Source organism: Ensifer sp. R-19, assembly GCF_049905105.1.
Taxonomy (GTDB): Bacteria; Pseudomonadota; Alphaproteobacteria; order Rhizobiales; family Rhizobiaceae; genus Ensifer.
Genome location: NZ_CP184569.1, coordinates 3,202,364 through 3,220,049 on the forward strand (window position 1 = coordinate 3,202,364; position 17,686 = coordinate 3,220,049).

Annotated in this window: 19 protein-coding genes; 10 read left to right on the top strand and 9 right to left on the bottom strand. The window is 65.2% G+C overall.

Annotated elements, in window-relative coordinates; all coding sequences use genetic code 11:
• The first annotated feature begins 225 nt into the window (after positions 1-225).
• From ACN9MO_RS15565 to mnhG, 6 genes are read left to right on the top strand one after another with little or no spacing between them, the layout of a single operon-like run.
• On the top strand, positions 226-3,132 hold the full coding sequence (locus ACN9MO_RS15565) for a monovalent cation/H+ antiporter subunit A (RefSeq protein WP_162728101.1): 2,907 nt from the start codon (positions 226-228) through the stop codon (positions 3,130-3,132).
• The gene (locus ACN9MO_RS15570) at positions 3,132-3,479 is read left to right on the top strand and encodes a Na+/H+ antiporter subunit C (RefSeq protein WP_057254533.1); all 348 of its coding nucleotides are present in this window, start codon (positions 3,132-3,134) and stop codon (positions 3,477-3,479) included. The genes ACN9MO_RS15565 and ACN9MO_RS15570 overlap by 1 nt, the downstream gene beginning before the upstream one ends.
• Complete coding sequence (locus ACN9MO_RS15575; RefSeq protein ID WP_112995948.1) at positions 3,472-5,088, top strand: monovalent cation/H+ antiporter subunit D; 1,617 nt, start codon at positions 3,472-3,474, stop codon at positions 5,086-5,088. Before ACN9MO_RS15570 ends, ACN9MO_RS15575 begins: the two co-directional genes overlap by 8 nt.
• A gap of 3 nt (positions 5,089-5,091) precedes the next feature.
• The gene (locus ACN9MO_RS15580; RefSeq protein ID WP_057254531.1) at positions 5,092-5,577 is read left to right on the top strand and encodes a Na+/H+ antiporter subunit E; all 486 of its coding nucleotides are present in this window, start codon (positions 5,092-5,094) and stop codon (positions 5,575-5,577) included.
• A complete protein-coding gene (locus ACN9MO_RS15585; RefSeq protein ID WP_057254530.1) occupies positions 5,574-5,855 on the top strand; it encodes a K+/H+ antiporter subunit F in 282 nt (93 codons plus the stop codon). Before ACN9MO_RS15580 ends, ACN9MO_RS15585 begins: the two co-directional genes overlap by 4 nt.
• The gene (gene mnhG, locus ACN9MO_RS15590; protein ID WP_058326881.1) at positions 5,852-6,223 is read left to right on the top strand and encodes a monovalent cation/H(+) antiporter subunit G; all 372 of its coding nucleotides are present in this window, start codon (positions 5,852-5,854) and stop codon (positions 6,221-6,223) included. Before ACN9MO_RS15585 ends, mnhG begins: the two co-directional genes overlap by 4 nt.
• A gap of 57 nt (positions 6,224-6,280) precedes the next feature.
• On the opposite strand, the gene cobM is transcribed toward mnhG, so the two are convergent.
• Positions 6,281-7,042 (bottom strand): precorrin-4 C(11)-methyltransferase, encoded by a 762-nt coding sequence (cobM, locus tag ACN9MO_RS15595; protein ID WP_058326882.1) that lies wholly within the window; start codon positions 7,040-7,042, stop codon positions 6,281-6,283.
• Between the two features lie 122 nt (positions 7,043-7,164).
• Complete coding sequence (gene cbiE / locus ACN9MO_RS15600; protein ID WP_112995949.1) at positions 7,165-8,406, bottom strand: precorrin-6y C5,15-methyltransferase (decarboxylating) subunit CbiE; 1,242 nt, start codon at positions 8,404-8,406, stop codon at positions 7,165-7,167.
• On the opposite strand from cbiE, the gene ACN9MO_RS15605 reads away from it, so the two are divergent.
• On the top strand, positions 8,375-9,160 hold the full coding sequence (locus tag ACN9MO_RS15605; protein WP_093233582.1) for a cobalt-precorrin-6A reductase: 786 nt from the start codon (positions 8,375-8,377) through the stop codon (positions 9,158-9,160). The genes cbiE and ACN9MO_RS15605 overlap by 32 nt on opposite strands.
• On the opposite strand, the gene ACN9MO_RS15610 is transcribed toward ACN9MO_RS15605, so the two are convergent.
• The 6 genes from ACN9MO_RS15610 to ung form a co-directional block, all read right to left on the bottom strand.
• Complete coding sequence (locus ACN9MO_RS15610; RefSeq protein WP_113132243.1) at positions 9,139-9,903, bottom strand: precorrin-3B C(17)-methyltransferase; 765 nt, start codon at positions 9,901-9,903, stop codon at positions 9,139-9,141. The genes ACN9MO_RS15605 and ACN9MO_RS15610 overlap by 22 nt on opposite strands.
• On the bottom strand, positions 9,900-10,637 hold the full coding sequence (locus tag ACN9MO_RS15615; protein WP_112995951.1) for a precorrin-2 C(20)-methyltransferase: 738 nt from the start codon (positions 10,635-10,637) through the stop codon (positions 9,900-9,902). Before ACN9MO_RS15615 ends, ACN9MO_RS15610 begins: the two co-directional genes overlap by 4 nt.
• Entirely contained in the window at positions 10,634-11,266 is a 633-nt protein-coding gene (locus tag ACN9MO_RS15620; RefSeq protein ID WP_058325298.1) for a precorrin-8X methylmutase, read from the bottom strand. The genes ACN9MO_RS15615 and ACN9MO_RS15620 overlap by 4 nt, the downstream gene beginning before the upstream one ends.
• A gap of 2 nt (positions 11,267-11,268) precedes the next feature.
• Complete coding sequence (cobG, locus tag ACN9MO_RS15625) at positions 11,269-12,636, bottom strand: precorrin-3B synthase (RefSeq protein ID WP_162733579.1); 1,368 nt, start codon at positions 12,634-12,636, stop codon at positions 11,269-11,271.
• A gap of 110 nt (positions 12,637-12,746) precedes the next feature.
• Positions 12,747-13,517, bottom strand: coding sequence for a precorrin-6A synthase (deacetylating) (cobF, locus tag ACN9MO_RS15630; protein ID WP_112995953.1), 771 nt, complete (start codon positions 13,515-13,517; stop codon positions 12,747-12,749).
• 95 nt (positions 13,518-13,612) lie between these two features.
• Positions 13,613-14,320, bottom strand: coding sequence for a uracil-DNA glycosylase (gene ung, locus ACN9MO_RS15635; RefSeq protein ID WP_057254522.1), 708 nt, complete (start codon positions 14,318-14,320; stop codon positions 13,613-13,615).
• Positions 14,321-14,545: 225 nt separating this feature from the next.
• On the opposite strand from ung, the gene modA reads away from it, so the two are divergent.
• The 3 genes from modA to modC all read left to right on the top strand — a co-directional run bounded on the left by modA (position 14,546) and on the right by modC (position 17,277).
• Positions 14,546-15,337: a molybdate ABC transporter substrate-binding protein gene (modA, locus tag ACN9MO_RS15640; RefSeq protein WP_112995954.1), complete on the top strand. Its 792-nt coding sequence runs from the start codon at positions 14,546-14,548 to the stop codon at positions 15,335-15,337.
• Positions 15,338-15,505: 168 nt separating this feature from the next.
• Positions 15,506-16,207 (top strand): molybdate ABC transporter permease subunit, encoded by a 702-nt coding sequence (gene modB / locus ACN9MO_RS15645; protein ID WP_058325301.1) that lies wholly within the window; start codon positions 15,506-15,508, stop codon positions 16,205-16,207.
• Positions 16,204-17,277: a molybdenum ABC transporter ATP-binding protein gene (gene modC / locus ACN9MO_RS15650; RefSeq protein WP_113132242.1), complete on the top strand. Its 1,074-nt coding sequence runs from the start codon at positions 16,204-16,206 to the stop codon at positions 17,275-17,277. Before modB ends, modC begins: the two co-directional genes overlap by 4 nt.
• On the opposite strand, the gene ACN9MO_RS15655 is transcribed toward modC, so the two are convergent.
• On the bottom strand, positions 17,274-17,669 hold the full coding sequence (locus tag ACN9MO_RS15655; protein ID WP_113132264.1) for a winged helix-turn-helix domain-containing protein: 396 nt from the start codon (positions 17,667-17,669) through the stop codon (positions 17,274-17,276). The two genes, modC and ACN9MO_RS15655, sit on opposite strands and share 4 nt — an antisense overlap.
• Positions 17,670-17,686 lie beyond the last annotated feature (17 nt).

Consider the following 17,686-nt stretch of genomic DNA (forward strand, 5'->3'; position numbering starts at 1 on the left):
CGATCTTGGGATCGGCGGCATCACCTGCGGCAGTCGCTGATGCGACCGCCCTTTCGGGCCTCTAGGGCGTCCCGCTTCAAGGGCAACCCACTGAAGCGGAAAAGATGCTCTAGATTCAACATCCTGGTGCGTCCCCTGTGCATTCTTTTGAAAGCACGGCGCTCTGGTGCCCGCTCTCCATGAAACCCGAACGAAGGGAACGGTACGATCGAATACGCGGGAAAATTGCTTTCTGTCTTCATTCTCGCCCCATTTGCGGGAAGCCTCCTTGCAATCTTCTTTCCGCCCGATCAACGCGGTGCGACAGCCTGGTTCGCAGGAACGATCGCGCTCCTGTGTTTCCTCGTCGCCGCCAGCCTCTATCCCTTCGTCACCTCGGGCGGCGTGCTGCGCTACGACATCGCTTGGCTCCCTGAACTCGGCCTCAATTTCACGCTCCGGATGGACGGCTTCGCCTGGCTCTTTACGGTGCTGGTGACGGCGATCGGCGTGCTCGTCGTGCTTTACGCCCGCTACTACATGGCCGCGGAAGACCCGGTGCCGCGCTTCCTGGCGCTGTTTCTTGCCTTCATGGGCTCGATGCTCGGCGTCGTGCTTTCAGGCAATCTCATCCTGCTTGCGGTCTTCTGGGAACTGACGAGCATCGTTTCGTTCCTCCTGATCGGCTACTGGCACCACAATGCCCATGCCCGCGACGGCGCCCGCATGGCGTTGACCGTGACCGGCACGGGCGGCCTCTGCATGCTCGTCGGCCTCCTGCTGATGGGCCGCATCGTCGGCAGCTACGACCTCGACGTCGTGCTGGCGTCGGGCGATCTGATCCGCAACTCGCCGCTCTATATGCCTGTCCTGATCCTGGTCCTGCTCGGCGCATTGACGAAAAGCGCGCAGTTCCCGTTCCACTTCTGGCTGCCGCACGCGATGTCGGCACCGACCCCGGTCTCCGCCTACCTGCACTCCGCAACCATGGTGAAGGCAGGCGTCTTCCTGCTCGTGCGTCTGTGGCCGGTGATGGCCGGTACCGAGGCCTGGTTCTGGATCGTCGGCCTTGCCGGGCTCTCCACCCTGCTGCTCGGCGCCTATTTCGCCATCTTCCAGCAGGACCTCAAAGGCCTGCTGGCCTATTCCACCATCAGCCATCTCGGCCTGATCACGGTGCTGTTGAGCCTCGGCAGCCCGCTTGCAGCGGTCGCCGCGGTCTTCCACATCGTCAACCACGCCACCTTCAAGGCGTCGCTGTTCATGGCGGCTGGCATCATCGACCACGAGACCGGAACGCGCGACATGCGCAAGCTCGGCGGGCTGATCCGCTACATGCCGGGAACGGCGGTGCTCGCCATGGTCGCGAGCGCTGCCATGGCTGGTGTTCCGCTTCTGAACGGTTTCATCTCGAAGGAAATGTTCTTCGCCGAGGCGATCGAGACACACCAGGCCAACATCCTCGACACGATGACGCCCTATATCGCGACGCTCGCCGGCATGTTCGCGGTCACCTATTCGCTGCGTTTCATCCATAGCGTCTTCTTCGGCAAGACGCCGGAGGATCTGCCAAAGGTGCCGCACGAGCCGCCGCGCTGGATGCGCGTGCCGATCGAATTCCTGGTGCTCGCCTGCCTGGTCGTCGGCATCATTCCGGCGATCACCATCGGTCCGTTCCTGCACACGGCGGTCGTATCGATCCTGGGCGCCAGCACGCCATACTACAGCCTCTCCGTCTGGCATGGCTGGAACCTGCCGCTAATCATGAGCTTCGTGGCGCTGGCGGGCGGCGTCGGCCTCTATTTCCTGATGCGCAATTATCTTGCGACCAGCATCGAGGGGCCGCCGATCTTCCGCCTGCTGCACGGCCAGCGCATCTTCGAGCGCGTGCTCGTGACGCTCTCCTGGAAATGGGCACGTTCGCTCGAACAACGGCTCGGCACCCGGCGGCTGCAGCCGCAGATGCGCTTCCTCGTCTTCATCGCCGTCGCCGCCGGTGCGCTGCCGCTGCTTCTAAGCAAATACGAGCTGCCGCCGCTTCTCGTTCGCAGCATCGATCCGGCCTTCGCGCTGCTTTGGGCGGTCGGCATCGCCTGCGCGATCGGCGCGGCGCTGCTGGCAAAATTCCACCGGCTCGCCGCACTCGTGCTGCTTGGCGGCGCCGGTCTCACCACCTGCCTGACCTTCGTCTGGCTTTCGGCGCCGGACCTTGCCGTGACTCAGCTGCTCGTCGAGATCGTCACGACGGTCCTCATCCTGCTCGGTCTTCGCTGGCTGCCGAAGCGTATCGAGGATACGCAGGAATCGGAGCTGCTGTCATTGCGGGTCCGCTTCCGCCGTCTGCGCGACTTCCTGCTGGCGATCGCCGCCGGCGGCGGCGTGGCGCTCATCGCCTATACGATGATGACCCGGCCCATGCCCGAGACGATCGCCAGCTACTTCCTTGAGCGCGCCTACAAGGAGGGCGGCGGCACCAACGTCGTCAACGTCATCCTCGTCGACTTCCGCGGCTTCGACACGCTCGGCGAAATCGCCGTTCTGGCGATCGTGGCGCTCACGGTCTTCGCTCTGCTCCTGCGCTTCCGCCCGCAGGCCGACAGCCTGGAGGCACCGGAACAGCAGCGCGTCCAGAACGCCTTCGACGACGACCACCCGGATCGCAACAAGGGCGACAGCGTCGCCGAGTATCTGTTCGTGCCTTCTGTGATCATGCGCTGGATGTTCCCGGTCATCGGCATGCTCGCCGCCTATCTGTTCCTGCGCGGCCATGACCTGCCGGGCGGTGGCTTTGCGGCCGGCATCGCCATGTCCATCGGCTTTATCCTGCAATACATGTCCGGCGGCACCCGCTGGGTCGAGGAACGGCTGCGCATCCATCCGCTGCGCTGGATGAGCATCGGTCTGCTGGTCGCCGCGACCACCGGCATCGGCTCCTGGCTCTTCGGTTATCCGTTCCTCACCTCGCATGCGCAATACGTCACGCTGCCGATCGTCGGGAAGTTCCCGCTCGCCAGCGCGCTGTTCTTCGATCTCGGCGTCTTCTCGCTGGTGCTCGGCGCAACGGTACTGATCCTCATCGCCCTTGCCCACCAGTCGATCCGTGCGCCGCGTGCCCATGCCCGCGCCACGCGGACCGGAAAGGAGGCCCGCTAATGGAGATCATCCTCTCTGTCGCGATCGGTGTGCTGACCGCATCGGGCGTCTACCTGCTGCTGCGTCCGCGGACCTATCAGGTGATCATCGGCCTCTCGCTGCTTTCCTATGCGGTCAACCTCTTCATCTTCGGCATGGGGCGCCTTCGCGTGAACGCGCCGCCGGTGCTGGAACCCGGCGGCGTCGGCGACCTCAGCCGCTATACCGATCCGGTGCCGCAGGCGCTCGTGCTGACCGCGATCGTCATCGGCTTCGCGATGACCGCGCTCTTCCTCGTCGTGCTGCTCGCCTCGCGCGGCTTCACGGGCACCGACCACGTCGACGGCCGGGAGCAGCGCCATGACTAACTGGGTGCACCACCTGCTGATTCTGCCGATCCTGCTGCCGCTGATGGTCGGTGCCGCGATGATCCCGATCGACGAGCGCAACCGTATGGTGAAGGGCGTGATGGGCTTCGTCTCGACGCTCGCGCTTTTCATCCTCTCGATGGTGCTGATGCGCATCGCCTCGATAGACGGCGCCCCCGCCGGCAGCGGCGTCTATCAACTCGGCAACTGGCCGGCGCCCTTCGGGATCGTGCTGGTGCTCGACCGCCTGTCGGCGCTGATGCTGTGCCTGACGAGCGGACTGGCGCTTGCCGCCCAGGCCTATTCGATCGCGCGCTGGCACACGGCCGGCCACCACTTCCATTCGCTGGTCCAGCTGCTGATCGCCGGTCTCAACGGCTCGTTCCTGACCGGCGACCTCTTCAACCTCTTCGTCTTCTTCGAGATGATGCTGGCGGCATCCTACGGCCTGCTGCTGCACGGCTCCGGGCCGCTCCGCGTCAAGGCGGGCCTGCATTACGTTGCTATCAACCTCGCTGCCTCATCGCTCTTCCTGATCGGCGTCAGCCTGATCTATGGCGCGACCGGCACGCTCAACATGGCCGATCTCTCGATGAAACTGGCGACGCTCTCGCCGGATGACCGCCAGATGGTTGAGGTCGGAGCGGGCGTGCTCGGTGTCGCCTTCCTGGTGAAGGCCGGCATGTGGCCGTTGAGCTTCTGGCTGCCGACAGCCTATTCGGCCGCGACACCGCCGGTCGCCGCCGTCTTCGCGATCCTGACCAAGGTCGGCATTTATGTCATCCTCAGGCTTTCGCTGTTGGTCTTCGGCGCCAGCGCCGGCGCCTCGGCGGGCTTCGGCCAACCGATCCTGCTTCTGGGTGGCCTGCTGACAATCGCCTTCGGCGCGATCGGCGTGCTGGCCTCCCAGGCCATGGGCCGTCTGGCCGCCTATTCGGTGCTGGTTTCTTCCGGCACCCTGCTCGCGGCAATCGGCCTCGGCCATCCGAGCATGATTGCCGGCGCGCTGTTCTATCTCGTCAGTTCGACACTGACGATCTCCGCCTTCTTCCTCTTGATCGAACTGGTCGAGCGTGGCCGCGACGCCGGCGCCGACGTTCTGGCGGTGACGATGGAAGCCTACGGCGATGCCGACGAGGACGAGGAGGAAGAAGTGGTCGGCGCCGCGATCCCCGGCACCATGGCGATCCTCGGCCTCTGCTTCTGCCTTTGCGCCCTGCTGCTTGCCGGCCTGCCGCCGCTTTCCGGCTTCGTCGCCAAATTCGCGATCCTCGGCGGTCTTTTCGGCCTGTCGGGAGCCGAAGCCGCTCCGGCGATTTCCGCAGCCGACTGGACCTATGTCACCCTCTTGATCGTCTCCGGTCTCGCGGCGATGATCGCCATGAACCGCGTCGGCATCCGCACCTTCTGGGCGTCGATTGAAAACACCGTGCCGCGGGTGGTCGTCATCGAGATCACACCCGTCGTCGTGTTGCTCGCCACCTGCATATACCTCAGCGTGCAGGCCGGCCCGACGATGCGCTACATGCAGGCGACGGCGGACTCGCTTCTGAACCCGGCAGGCTATGCAGAACGCGTACTCACCGCACCTCGGGCGGAAGGGCAATAGCCGATGCGCACCTGGTTTCCCTACCCGCTTCTTTCGGCCGGTTTGCTCGCCATCTGGCTGCTGCTCAATCAGTCGGTCGCCCCCGGCACGATCCTCATGGGTTCCGTGCTTGCCACCGGTCTCGGCTGGGTGACGCTCAAGCTCGGCCTCGCCCGTTCGCACCCGCGGCGGGTCCTGCTGATGCTGCGTTTCGGCTTTACCATTGCGCTCGACATCATCCGATCCAACCTGGCCGTCGCTGCCGTCATTCTAAGGGGCCGACGCAGACCGCCGAATTCCGGCTTCCTGACCGTCGATATCGATCTCGATGACGAAAATGCCCTGGCGCTGCTCGCCTGCGTCATGACGGCGACGCCGGGAACGGCCTGGCTCGAATACGATCGCCTGCGCAAATCCCTGCTCTTCCATGTGCTCGACATGGAGAACGAGCGCGTTTGGATCGATACGGTCAAGCGCTACGAGGCCGCCTTGAAGGAGATATTCGGATGATGGAACTCACGATCATCTGGTCGATCCTGATTGCCCAGATCATGCTCGGCCTGGCGATGGCGTTCGCCTTCTACCGCATGGTCAGGGGACCACGCGCGCAGGATCGCATCCTCGGCCTCGACACGCTCTACATCAACGCCATGCTGATGCTGCTCACCTTCGGCATCCGCACGGCAAACTCGATCTATTTCGAATCGGCGTTGATCGTCGCACTGATCGGTTTCGTTTCGTCGATCGCCTTCGGCAAGTTCCTGATGCGCGGGGAGATTATCGAATGAGCCATGTCACCGACCTTCCCGTCTGGGCGGCCATTCTGGTCTGCGGGCTCACGGTTCTGGGCGCTGCCATAGCGCTGATCGGCTCGGTCGGCCTGCTGCGGTTTACCAGCTTTTACGAGCGGCTGCATGCGCCGACGCTGGCAACCAGCGGCGGCGTGCTGCTGATCTGCACAGCCTCGATCATCTGCTTCGCCGTGCTGCAGAGCCGCTGGGTGTTCCACGAAATCCTGATCATCGTCTTCGTTCTCGTCACCACACCGATGACGCTGATGCTGCTCGGGCAGGCCGCACTCTATCGCGACCGCGTGGAAGAAAAACACGGCGTGCCGCTCAAGCAGCGTCCGCCGCGCGAAGAACCGGCAGAGTAGGTTTCAGCCTGCGCAACGACAGGGAAAGCCGGCGACAGGGACCTGAAGCGACCCGGCCTATTCGCCGCGGCCCCTGAACCGTCGCTGATAGGCGGGATCGTAGAGCGAACTCTCGCGGAAATCGGAGGCTTCGAGCCCCGGGCCGACGAAGATCAGCGCGGTGCGCTCGATCGGCTCTTCCGCCACCTTGGCGGCGATGTCCCCGAGCGTGCCACGCACCACCCGCTCGTCCGGCCAGGAGGCTTTAACGACGATGGCAACAGGGCAATCGGCGCCATAAAGCGGCGTCAGTTCCTCGACCACCTGCTGGAGCGCGTGGATGGCGAGATGGATCGCCAGCGTCGCGCCGGTGGCGCCGAAGGCGGCGAGCGTCTCACTGTTCGGCATCGGCGAGGCGCGACCGGAGACGCGGGTCAGCACCAAGCTTTGAGCCACCGCCGGAATGGTCAATTCGCGCCCAAGCGCTGCGGCCGCCGCCGCAAAAGATGGCACGCCCGGCGTCATCGTGTAGGCGATGCCGTGCTTCTCCAGCCGGCGGATCTGCTCGGCCACCGCACTCCAGACCGAGAGGTCGCCAGAATGAAGCCGCGCCACGTCGAGACCGTCGGCAGCCGCCTTCAAGTATTCCGCCTCGATTTCGTCCAGCGACATCGGCGCGGTATCGACGATGCGCGCACCCGGCGGGCAATACTGCAGGAGGTCCGGCGAAACGATCGAGCCGGCATAGAGGCAGACCGGGCAACGTCCGATCAGGTCGCGGCCGCGCACCGTGATCAGATCCGCAGCCCCCGGGCCGGCGCCGATGAAATGTACCGTCATATCTAGCTCTCTCTTTGTTTCACGCAGTTGCGGACGCAAAACCGCTTCACGCTCCTGCTGGTTTTGCTCACTTTTCTTCCGCATTTCCGGACGCAAAACCGCTTCGCACTGCTGGTATTGTTCTAGCTCTTCGCCCAGGACCACTGCGTCACCGGCATGGCAGGCCGCCATCCGGTCATCGCGCCAACGGGACCGGCTCGTGCGATATCGATTCGGATCAGCGTGCCACCGAGCCGCACGTGATGATCAAGCAGCACCGCTTCCATATCCGTTGTCACCGCGTTGGCGACCAGACGTCCACCAGGCCCGAGCGCCGCGATCGCGGCCTCCATCACGCCGGCTTCGCTGCCGCCGCCGCCGATGAAGATCGCATCGGGCTGCGGCAGGCCGGCAAGGGCGGCCGGTGCTTCACCTTCGACCACTGTCAACCCCGGCACACCGAACATCGTCGCGTTGCGGCCGATGCGGACCGCACGCTCCGGCGACACTTCGATGGAGATCGCGCGCATGGTCGGGTCGGCCAGCATCCATTCGATACCGATCGAGCCGGAGCCGCCGCCGATATCCCAGAGCAGTTCGCCCTTGCGCGGCGCCAGTGCTGACAGCGTCAAAGCCCGCACCTCGCGCTTGGTGATCTGGCCGTCATGCTCGAACAGCGCGTCGTCGCGGCCGGCCGCAAGCGGCAGGATGCGCGCGCCCTCGTCGGCCGTGACCTCGATGGCGCAGACATTCAAGGGGTGCACGAGGCCGAGCATGAAACGCGAGGCGATCTGCGTCGTCACCCGTTCGCCGGCGCCGCCGAGCGCCTCCAGAACCGTCAGCCGGGACTGACCGAAGCCGCTGGCGACCAGCAGCTCGGCCAGGTCCCGCGGGCCGGCCCCGTCCGATGTCAGCGTCAGCACGCGCGCGCCCGGATGCAGGTGCGGCCGCACCAGATCGAGCGGACGTCCATGCACTGAGACGAGCGTCGCATCCTGCAAGGCCCAGCCTAGCCGTGAGGCGGCAAGGCTGATCGAGGACGGTGCGGGGAGCGTGCGGATTTCGGCAGACGCGATCCGGCGCGCCAGCGTCACGCCGACGCCGAAGAAGAATGGGTCGCCCGAGGCAAGCACCACCACGGGGCTGCCACGGCGACCGACGATTTCCACCACCGAGCGCTCGAGCGGGCTCTGCCAGTGATGAGCCTCGCCTGTGATAAGGGGAGCGGCGAGCTCCAGGTGGCGATGACCGCCATAGACGACGGGTGCCTCGGCGATCAACCGCTTGGCCTCGTCGCCGAGACCCGCTACACCATCTTCACCGATACCGATGACGGTCAGCCAGGGGGAGACGATGGCGGGTTCGCTGTTCGGCACGTCAGCCATGGAAAAACCTCGCATTCTGATATTGGGCGGCACCACCGAGGCGCGCGAACTCGCGAGCCGATTGGCCGAAGACGCCCGCTACGACACCGCAATCTCGCTTGCCGGTCGTACCGCCGACCCGCGGCCGCAACCGGTCAAGACCCGCATTGGCGGTTTCGGCGGCGCCGATGGGCTGGCGCACTTCCTGCGCGACGAAAACATCGCCCTGCTGGTCGACGCCACGCATCCCTTTGCCGCGCGCATATCGCACAACGCCGCGGAAGCGGCGCAACGAACCGGAATTCCGCTGCTTGCGCTTCGCCGACCGGAATGGCTGCCCCTGCCCGGCGATCGCTGGACCACCGTCGACAGCGTTGTCGAAGCGGTGAGCGCGCTTGGCGATCGCCGCCGGCGCGTCTTCCTCGCCATCGGCCGGCAGGAGGCGTTCCACTTCGAGGTCGCACCGCAGCACAGCTACGTCATCCGCAGCGTCGATCCGGTCACTCCGCCGCTTAACCTGCCCGACCAGGAGGCGATCCTGGCGACCGGCCCCTTCAAGGAAGCCGATGAAGCCGCGCTGCTGGAGACCCGGAAGATCGACGTGATCGTTGCCAAGAACAGCGGCGGCAGCGCCACCTATGGCAAAATCGCCGCAGCGCGCCGGCTCGGCATCGAGGTGATCATGGTCGAGCGGCGCAAACCGACGGATGTGCCCGCCGTTGGCAGTTGCGACGAGGCACTCGACCGCATCGCTCACTGGCTCGCTCCCGCATAGAAGCGCGGCGTGTAGACGAGATCGGGTTGCCCTTCACGCTCGACGATGCGCGTTTCCGGCGAGCCGATGATGACGCAGGTCGCCATGTCGGCGCGGTTGGCATCGGCCTCGCCGAGCGGCATCACCGCGATGCGCTCGTCCGGCCGTCCGGCCGCGCGGCCGAAGATGACCGGCACCGTTGCCGGCAGCACACCGCGCAGGATCTCGAAGGCTTCGCCGAGCTGCCACGGTCGCGCCTTGCTGATCGGATTGTAGAGTGCAATGACGAGGCCCGCTTCCGCCGCCAGCCTCAGCCGCCGGGTGATGACCTCCCAGGGCTTCAGGTTGTCGGAGAGAGACATCGCGCAGAAATCATGACCGAGCGGTGCGCCGATGCGGGCGGCAACGGCGAGCATGGCCGTCACGCCGGGCGTGACCACCAGTTCGACCGATTTCCATTCCTTGGGCCCCTTGTCGATCGCCTCGCAGACGGCAGCCGCCATCGCAAAGACACCGGGATCGCCGCCGGAGACCATGCAGACCTTCACGCCGGCAGCAGCCCGCGTCAGCGCCACCTGTGCCCGGTCGAGCTCCTCGCGATTGTCGGAGGCGACGCGCAGCTGGTCGGGACGCAGGTTCAGCCGATCGAGATAGGGAAAATAGCCGTAAAACTCTTCCGCCGCCGCAACAGCTTCCGCCGTCTCCGGCGTCATCTGCTTCGGGCTGCCCGGGCCGGTGCCGACCACATAGAGCGTACCGGTCATGGCCTGTCCTTCCAGCCGGGCACGAGCACCAGCGAGAAATAGGGCGCCTCGTCGTCGGCCTTCTCGGCCAGCGCCGTCATCGCCGCGTTCTTCATCGTGCCGCGCTCGACATAGACCGCCTGATTGAGGCGACCGGAGGCGGCAAGCGCCCGTCGGATCTTCGGCAGATTGCGTCCGACCTTCATGATCACGGCCGCTTCGGTATCCCCAAGCCGCCGGCCAAGCTCGGCCTCGGCCATCGTGCCCGGAAGCACGGAGAGCACATCATCGCCCTGCACCAGCGGCAGGCCGGCAAGCGACCAGCAGCCGGACATGGCGGTAATGCCAGGGATCACCTCGACCGGGAAGCGGTTGGCGAGCCGCACATGCAGGTGCATGTAGGAGCCATAGAACAGCGGATCGCCTTCGCTGAGCACCGCGACCGTGCGCCCGGCGAGAAGATGCGCCGCCACGGCTTCGGCGGATGCATTGTAGAAATCGGTGATCTGGCTCTTGTAGGCGCCGTCGTCCTTGTCGATCTCGGTCGTCACCGGATAGTAGAGCGGCAGCTCCAGGAGATCGGGCTTCAGCAGGCCTTCGACGACCGCGCGGCCGTTGCCGCTGCGCCCGGCCTTGGCGAAATAGGCAAGCACGTCGGCTTCGCCCAGCGCCTTCACCGCCTTGACCGTCAAGAGCTCCGGATCCCCCGGGCCGGTTCCAACGCCGATCAGGCGCCCCACGCCGGCGCCGCTCACAGGCCCGGCCTCGCGAGCGAATTCAGCGCCGCAGCCGTCATGGCGCTACCGCCGAGGCGACCGCGCACGATGGCGAAGGGAACGCCATAGGAATTCTCGGCCAGCGCATCCTTCGATTCCGCCGCGCCGACGAAACCGACGGGCATGCCGAGGATCGCCGCCGGCTTCGGCGCGCCGTCACGCAGCATTTCGAGCAGGAAAAACAAGGCCGTCGGCGCGTTGCCGATCGCCACGACCGACCCGGCCAGGCGCTCGCTCCAGAGCCTGAGCGCGGCGGCAGAGCGGGTGTTGCCGATCGCGGCGGCAATCTCAGGCGTGCGCGGATCGCGCAGCGTGCAGATCACCTCGTTGCCGGCCGGCAGCCGCGCGCGGGTGATACCGTGCGCGACCATCTCGGCATCGCAAAGGATCGGCGCGCCGGCCTTGAGCGCCGCGCGGGCCGAGGTCACGAAATCGGGAGAGAAGACGAACTGCTTGGTCGCTTCGACGGAGCCGCAGGCATGCACCATGCGCACCGCCAGATCCGCTTCCTCCTCGGAGAATCCGGAAAGGTCGGCCTCGGCGCGGATGATCGCGAAGGAACGCTCGTAGATGGCGTTGCCATCGCGGATGTAATCATACTCAGGCATGTCTATTCCTGTTCGAACGCTGCCGAGACGCGCGCAGCTCCGAGCCGTGTAAGACAGGACTGCGCCGATTCGCCAGCGTCTTTGTTTTGCCGCACCAGCCGGCCGAGGCGGGCAAGCGCGGATTTCACTCCATTCTCATCGGTGTAGGCGCTTGGCAAGCCGTCGGCAGCCCCATTTACGACAAGGCCGTATCCTGATGACGCACCGACCAACGTCAGCTCCGATGGCCTCGGTCGGGCACAGCCCTTCGCGCAGCCGGAAAGATGCACGGTAAGCGAGCCGTCGAGCAGCTCGGGCGCCATCTCGACAAGGCTTTGTGCCATGCCCTTGGTCTCCATCCACGCGGAGGCGCAGCCCTTGCTGCCGGCGCAGGTGGCAATCGCGTTGCGCGGGTCGTCTTCGACGATGCGAAAACCATGCGCCGCCGCCAGGCTCTGGGCGACAGCCGCGGTCTCGTGGCCGAGGCCAAGCACGAAGAAGGCATGCCCCGGCGCAAGCCGGATTGCGGTGGCGCCAAGCTCCTGGGCCTGATGGAGGAAGGCCTCCAGCACGGACGCCTCCACCTGCGCGAAGGCGAGGCCGAGGCCGAGAATAACCCCAGCGTCACCGAGGTCATGACTGCCGGGTATCGAGGCCGAACTCAGAACTGCCGGACGTTCGGACAATGCCTCGCACCGACAAAGGGCGCGGATTTCCGCCGGGTCCAGATCGCGCCCACGTGCCGTCGTGCCGAGGCTCGCCAGTTTTTCGAGAATGGTGATCAAGGCCGGCACGACCGCGTTGCCGACAAACGTCCCGATGATCGATCCCTTCGCTGCCGTCCCGCCCAGCGACAGCAGCCATCCAGAGCCGTCGGGCGTCGAAAGCGCCCGAAGGCGAATGTCGGCAACCACAGCATTAAGACCAAAGCGTCCGCCACCGTCGATGACGACCGACAGTTTGGGCGCAAGCCTCAGCATCGGCCGGCGCGCCTGCAAGGCTTCTCGAAGCCCTGCCGCGATCGGCCGGGGATCCGCGGTCTCAGCGGGATCGATACCGGCAAGCGGCGGCACCTCAATAGCAAGGCCCTCGGCGATCATGATCTCGGCGTCCCCGATCGCCTGCGCCAGCCCAGGTACCGTCGCCGCGCTCAGGCCGCGCAACTGCAGGTTTCCGCGCGCGGTGATCTCGATGATGCCGTTGCCGAAGGTCTTGGCGGCGGCTGCAAGCGCGATGACCTTGGGAATGGTCAGGCTGCCGTCATCGGGCCTGAGCCGCACGAGCAGCCCGTCGCCGGTCTGCATCGGTGCGGCGAGCGACGGACAGGCGCCGCGCCGCATCGAGGCGCTGGCACCGGGTTCTCCGGTCGATGGAAGGGCGCAGGTACTCATCAAATCCGTCATCGCTTGAGGCTCTCCTCCCTGAAGAAGCCTCCAAAGACGCTATAACACAGCCGCAAACCTTGAGTGAGATCAAACACGACGCGGTCTGTCCGGCGTCCTCACTCCTCGAAGTCGACACCTTTGCGAAGCAGGTAGATGTCCATGATCCAGCCCATTCTCTCACGCGCCGACGCCCTTGTTTCGAGGATCCGGTCCCTCACCTCGGCGAGACGGCCGGAAAGGACGATCTCATCCGGCGTACCGAGATAGGCGCCCCAGTAGATCTCGGCATCGGGATCGTCGATCCGCTGAAACGCCTGCTCACCGTCGAGCATCACGACGGAAGTCTGGCTCTTTTCCGGAAAGCTCTCGTGCAACCGGCGCCCGGTGGTGATCTCCACCGGCTTGCCGACGAGGTTCAGCGGAATGCGGTGGCTGGCGCAGAGCGCCTGCAGGCTGGTGATCCCCGGAACGACGTCGTAGTCGAAGGCAACCTGCCCTCGCGCCTTGACCCGCTCGACGATACGGATGGTGCTGTCATAGAGCATCGGATCGCCCCAGACGAGGAATGCGCCGATCCCCTGATCACCCAATTCCTTCGCCAGCAACCCTTCGTAGATCGCGGCGATCTGGGCGTGCCAGTCGTCGACGCTGCCGTCGTAGCTGACGCCCTCGGTGCGGCGCACCGGCACCGCGAATTCGACCGTGCGGCTGTCGCCGCGCGTCACATAACGGGCGCAGATGTCGCGGCGCACTTCGGCCAGCTCGGTCTTCTTCGCCCCCTTGGTCGGGATGAACAGCACGTCGGCGCGGTTCAGCGCATTGATCGCCTGTACCGTCATATGCTCCGGATTGCCCGAACCGATGCCGATGATCAGAATTTTGCGCATGTCCTCGCCTCCGCCTGCCTTCTCTCGGCGTGTTTGGCGGATCGCCGTCTCCGGCGCAAGACCTTACCGCGACAGCGGAAACGTCAACGCCGACCTCAGTTCATTTCGGCGACAGCCGGATCTTCGGGCAGCCGCCAGTCGATCGGATCAAAACCCTTGGATTCCAGGAAGGCATTGGCCTGGGAGAAATGCCGGCAGCCGAGAAAACCGGAATGGGCCGACAAGGGCGAAGGATGCGGCGCGCGCAGCACCAGATGGCGCGACCGGTCGACGAAGGCCGCCTTCTTCTGCGCGTAGGAACCCCAGAGCATGAAGACGACGGGATGATCCGCCTCGTTGACCGCGCGGATGATTGCGTCCGTGAACTTCTCCCAACCGCGCCCCTGGTGTGACGCCGCATTGCCGCGCTCCACCGTCAGCACGCTGTTTAAGAGCAGCACACCTTGCTTCGCCCAGCTTTCGAGGAAGCCGTGTCGCGCCGGCGGAATGCCGAGATCTGTATTCAGTTCCTTATAGATGTTGACGAGCGAGGGCGGTGTTCGGATACCGGGGCGCACGCTGAAGCAGAGCCCGTGCGCCTGGCCGTCGCCGTGATAGGGGTCCTGGCCGAGGATGACGACGCGCACTTTGTCGAGCGGCGTCAGGTCGAGCGCGCGGAAGTATTCAGGTCCCCGCGGAAAAATCTGTCTGCCTTCGTTCCTTTGGGCGAGCAGGAACTGCTTGAGCTCGGCCATATAGGCGCTGGAAAATTCCGGCGCCAGCGCTGCCTTCCAGCTCTCTTCGAGCTTCACCGCCGTTTCCATCGCACCTCCGGTCCATCAATTGGCTTTGAGGCCAGCAATTTAGGCCGCCCGACCGCCATCGCAAGCCCCATCGCGGATGTTGCACGGCTTTTGCCTGGAGCGGATGGGCGCGCCGGACGCCGCGCTGGCCGTCTACAAGAGCATTGTATTTCAATGGATACAACGCTAATCAGGAAGCGATATCGTTGTATCCTAAGAGATATCACGCTTCGTTGGAGGAAATCGATGATCAAGAGAAGAGACTGGCTGAAGGGCCTGGTGTTGACACTCTGCCTCGCCTGGGCCGGTACCACCGTCATGCCGGCATCGGCGCAGGCCGAAGAGAAGGTAACGGTCTTTGCGGCCGCTAGCCTCAAGAACGCGCTCGATGCGATCAATGCCGAGTGGCGGAAGGAAAGCGGCAAGGAAACGACCGTTTCCTACGCGGCAAGCTCGGCGCTCGCCAAGCAGGTCGAGCAGGGTGCACCGGCCGATGTCTTCATCTCCGCCGACCTCGCCTGGATGGACTATCTCACGGACAAGAAGTTGATCAAGGACGACACCCGCTCCAACCTGCTCGGCAACCGCATCGTACTCGTTTCCGGCAAGGCCGACGCAGCAGCCGTCGATATCAAGCAGGGCTTCGACCTGGCAGCCATGCTCGGCGACGGTCGCCTCGCCATGGGTGCCGTCGATTCCGTTCCGGCCGGCAAATACGGCAAGGCGGCGCTCGAAAAGCTCGGCGCCTGGAAGGCCGTAGAGCCCAAGGTCGCCGGCGCCGAAAGCGTGCGCGCGGCACTCCTCCTCGTCTCGCGCGGCGAAGCACCCTATGGCATCGTCTACCAGACCGACGCGGCCGCCGACCCGGGCGTGAAGGTCGTCGGTACCTTCCCGGAAGACAGCCATCCGCCGATCATCTATCCGATCGCGATCACCGCCGAGAGCAAGAGCCCGGATGCCGCCGCCTATGTCGACTTCGTCAAGTCGGCGAAGGGAGCCGCCCTCTTCGAAAAGCAGGGCTTCACCGTCCTTAAGTAATCGGCCTGAAAAGGCGGTGGATCTCGGCTGTCCAGAGGCAGGCGAAGCATCTATCGTCACGTGTCGCCCGCGCCCAAACGCGGGCGACGCGATCATTTGTCAGAGGCGGGGGGCGGACGCAGGCGGACAGCCACATCCCACCGGCCTCGTATCGGGGAGCGACATCTGTTGGACTGGCTTGCAGTAAGCGATGCGGAATGGACGGCGATCCTTTTGAGCCTGCGCGTCGCAACCGTCGCGATGATCTGCAGCCTGCCCTTCGCGCTCGCCATCGCCATGATGCTCGCCCGCGGCCGTTTCTGGGGCAAGACGCTGCTGAATGGTCTCGTTCACCTGCCTCTGATCCTGCCGCCGGTCGTTACCGGTTTCCTGCTGCTCCTGCTCTTCGGCAGGCGCGGACCGCTCGGCGCCTTTTTTGCCGACTACTTCGGCCTGGTCTTCTCCTTCCGCTGGACCGGCGCGGCGCTTGCCTCAGCGGTCATGGCCTTTCCGCTGATGGTGCGCAGCATCCGCCTGTCGATCGAAGCAGTCGACCGCAAGCTGGAAGACGCAGCGACCACGCTCGGTGCCAGCCCGCTCTGGGTGTTTGCCACCGTCACCTTGCCGCTGATCATCCCCGGCATCATCGCCGGCATGATCATCGCCTTTGCCAAGGCGATGGGCGAGTTCGGCGCGACGATCACCTTCGTCTCCAATATTCCCGGGGAAACGCAGACGCTTTCCTCCGCCATCTACACCTTCACCCAGGTGCCGGGCGGCGACGCCGGTGCCATGCGGTTGACGATCATTTCGATCGTCATTTCCATGGCCGCGCTCATTTTCTCCGAACTGCTGGCGACCTTCGCCGCCCGTCGGGTGGCGGCCCAATGAGCCTCACCGTCGAAGCCCGCCACCAGTTCGGCAACTTCTCGCTCGATGCCGCTTTCACCTCGGACGGCGGCGTTACGGCGCTGTTCGGTCGCTCCGGCTCCGGCAAGACCTCGCTGATCAATATCATCGCCGGGTTGTTGAAACCGCAAAGCGGTCGCGTTGTGCTCGATGGCGACGTCATTGCCGACAGCGAGCGTCGGGTCTTCACGCCCGTGCATCGCCGCCGCTTCGGCTACGTCTTTCAGGAAGCGCGCCTCTTTCCGCATTTGAGCGTGCGCCGTAATCTTGCCTATGGCCGCTGGTTCGCCGGCAAGAGCGGCGCCGGTGGCGACTTTGCGCGCATTGTCGAGATGCTCGGCATCGGCCATCTGCTGGAACGCAACCCTTCAGCCCTTTCCGGCGGCGAAAGGCAGCGCATCGCGATCGGCCGTGCGCTGCTGGCAGCACCCCGCCTGCTCCTGATGGATGAACCGCTCGCGGCGCTCGACGAGGCCCGCAAGGCCGAGATCCTGCCCTATCTCGAACGGCTGCGTGACGATGCTGGCATCCCGATCGTCTATGTCAGCCATTCCGTCGGCGAAGTCGCCCGGTTGGCGCGGCGCGTCGTCATTCTGGAGGATGGCCGGGTAACGGCATCGGGTGCCGCCGCCGAGGTTTTGAGCGCGCCGGCCGCCATGCTCGCCACCGGCAGGCGCGAGGCCGGCGTCCTGCTGGAAGGCGAGGTCGAGGGAACCGATCCGTCCCACGAACTGACGACGGTCCGGGTCGGGCGGGAACGACTGCGCATTGCGGGTGTCAGCGCGACACCCGGCAGCAGGCTTCGCCTGCACGTCGCCGCGCGCGACGTCATGCTGGCGACATCAAGACCTGTGGAGATCAGCGCGCTCAACGTGCTGGAAGGGCGCATCCTTGCGATCGCGACGGAGGAAGACGGCAGCGTCGATGTCAGGGTGACTTGCGGCGATGCGACGATTTCCGCCCGCATCACCCGCTTTTCGCGCGACGCGCTGCAGCTTGTTCCTGGCAGGACCGTCTATGCCGTGATCAAGTCCGTGGCGATCGACCACTAAATGTCGTTTGCAACCGCGTCCGTACCCGACGGTGCAGTGTTGCCGCGAACGCTTTCGAGCCAGGCAAGATCCTCGGCAATCGCGGCTCGCGTTTTTTCCTCCATCTCGCGGTAGCGCCGGATCAGCTCTTCGCCGAAAGCTGTCACTAGCGCCCCGCCACCCTGTTTGCCGCCGCGCTGCGATTCAACCGAAGGCTCGCTGAACATCCGGTTCAAGGCATCGACCAGTAGCCAGGCGCGCCGATAGGACATGTCCATCGCCCGCCCGGCAGCGGAGATCGACCCGGTCTCGCGGATCAGTTCAAGCAGCATGATCTTGCCGCGGCCGAGCCGGTCGGCGGGCGGAAAATCGATGCGCAGGACGGGGCGAAGATCGGGGCGGCTCTCACTCATGCGGGCGAGCATAGAAG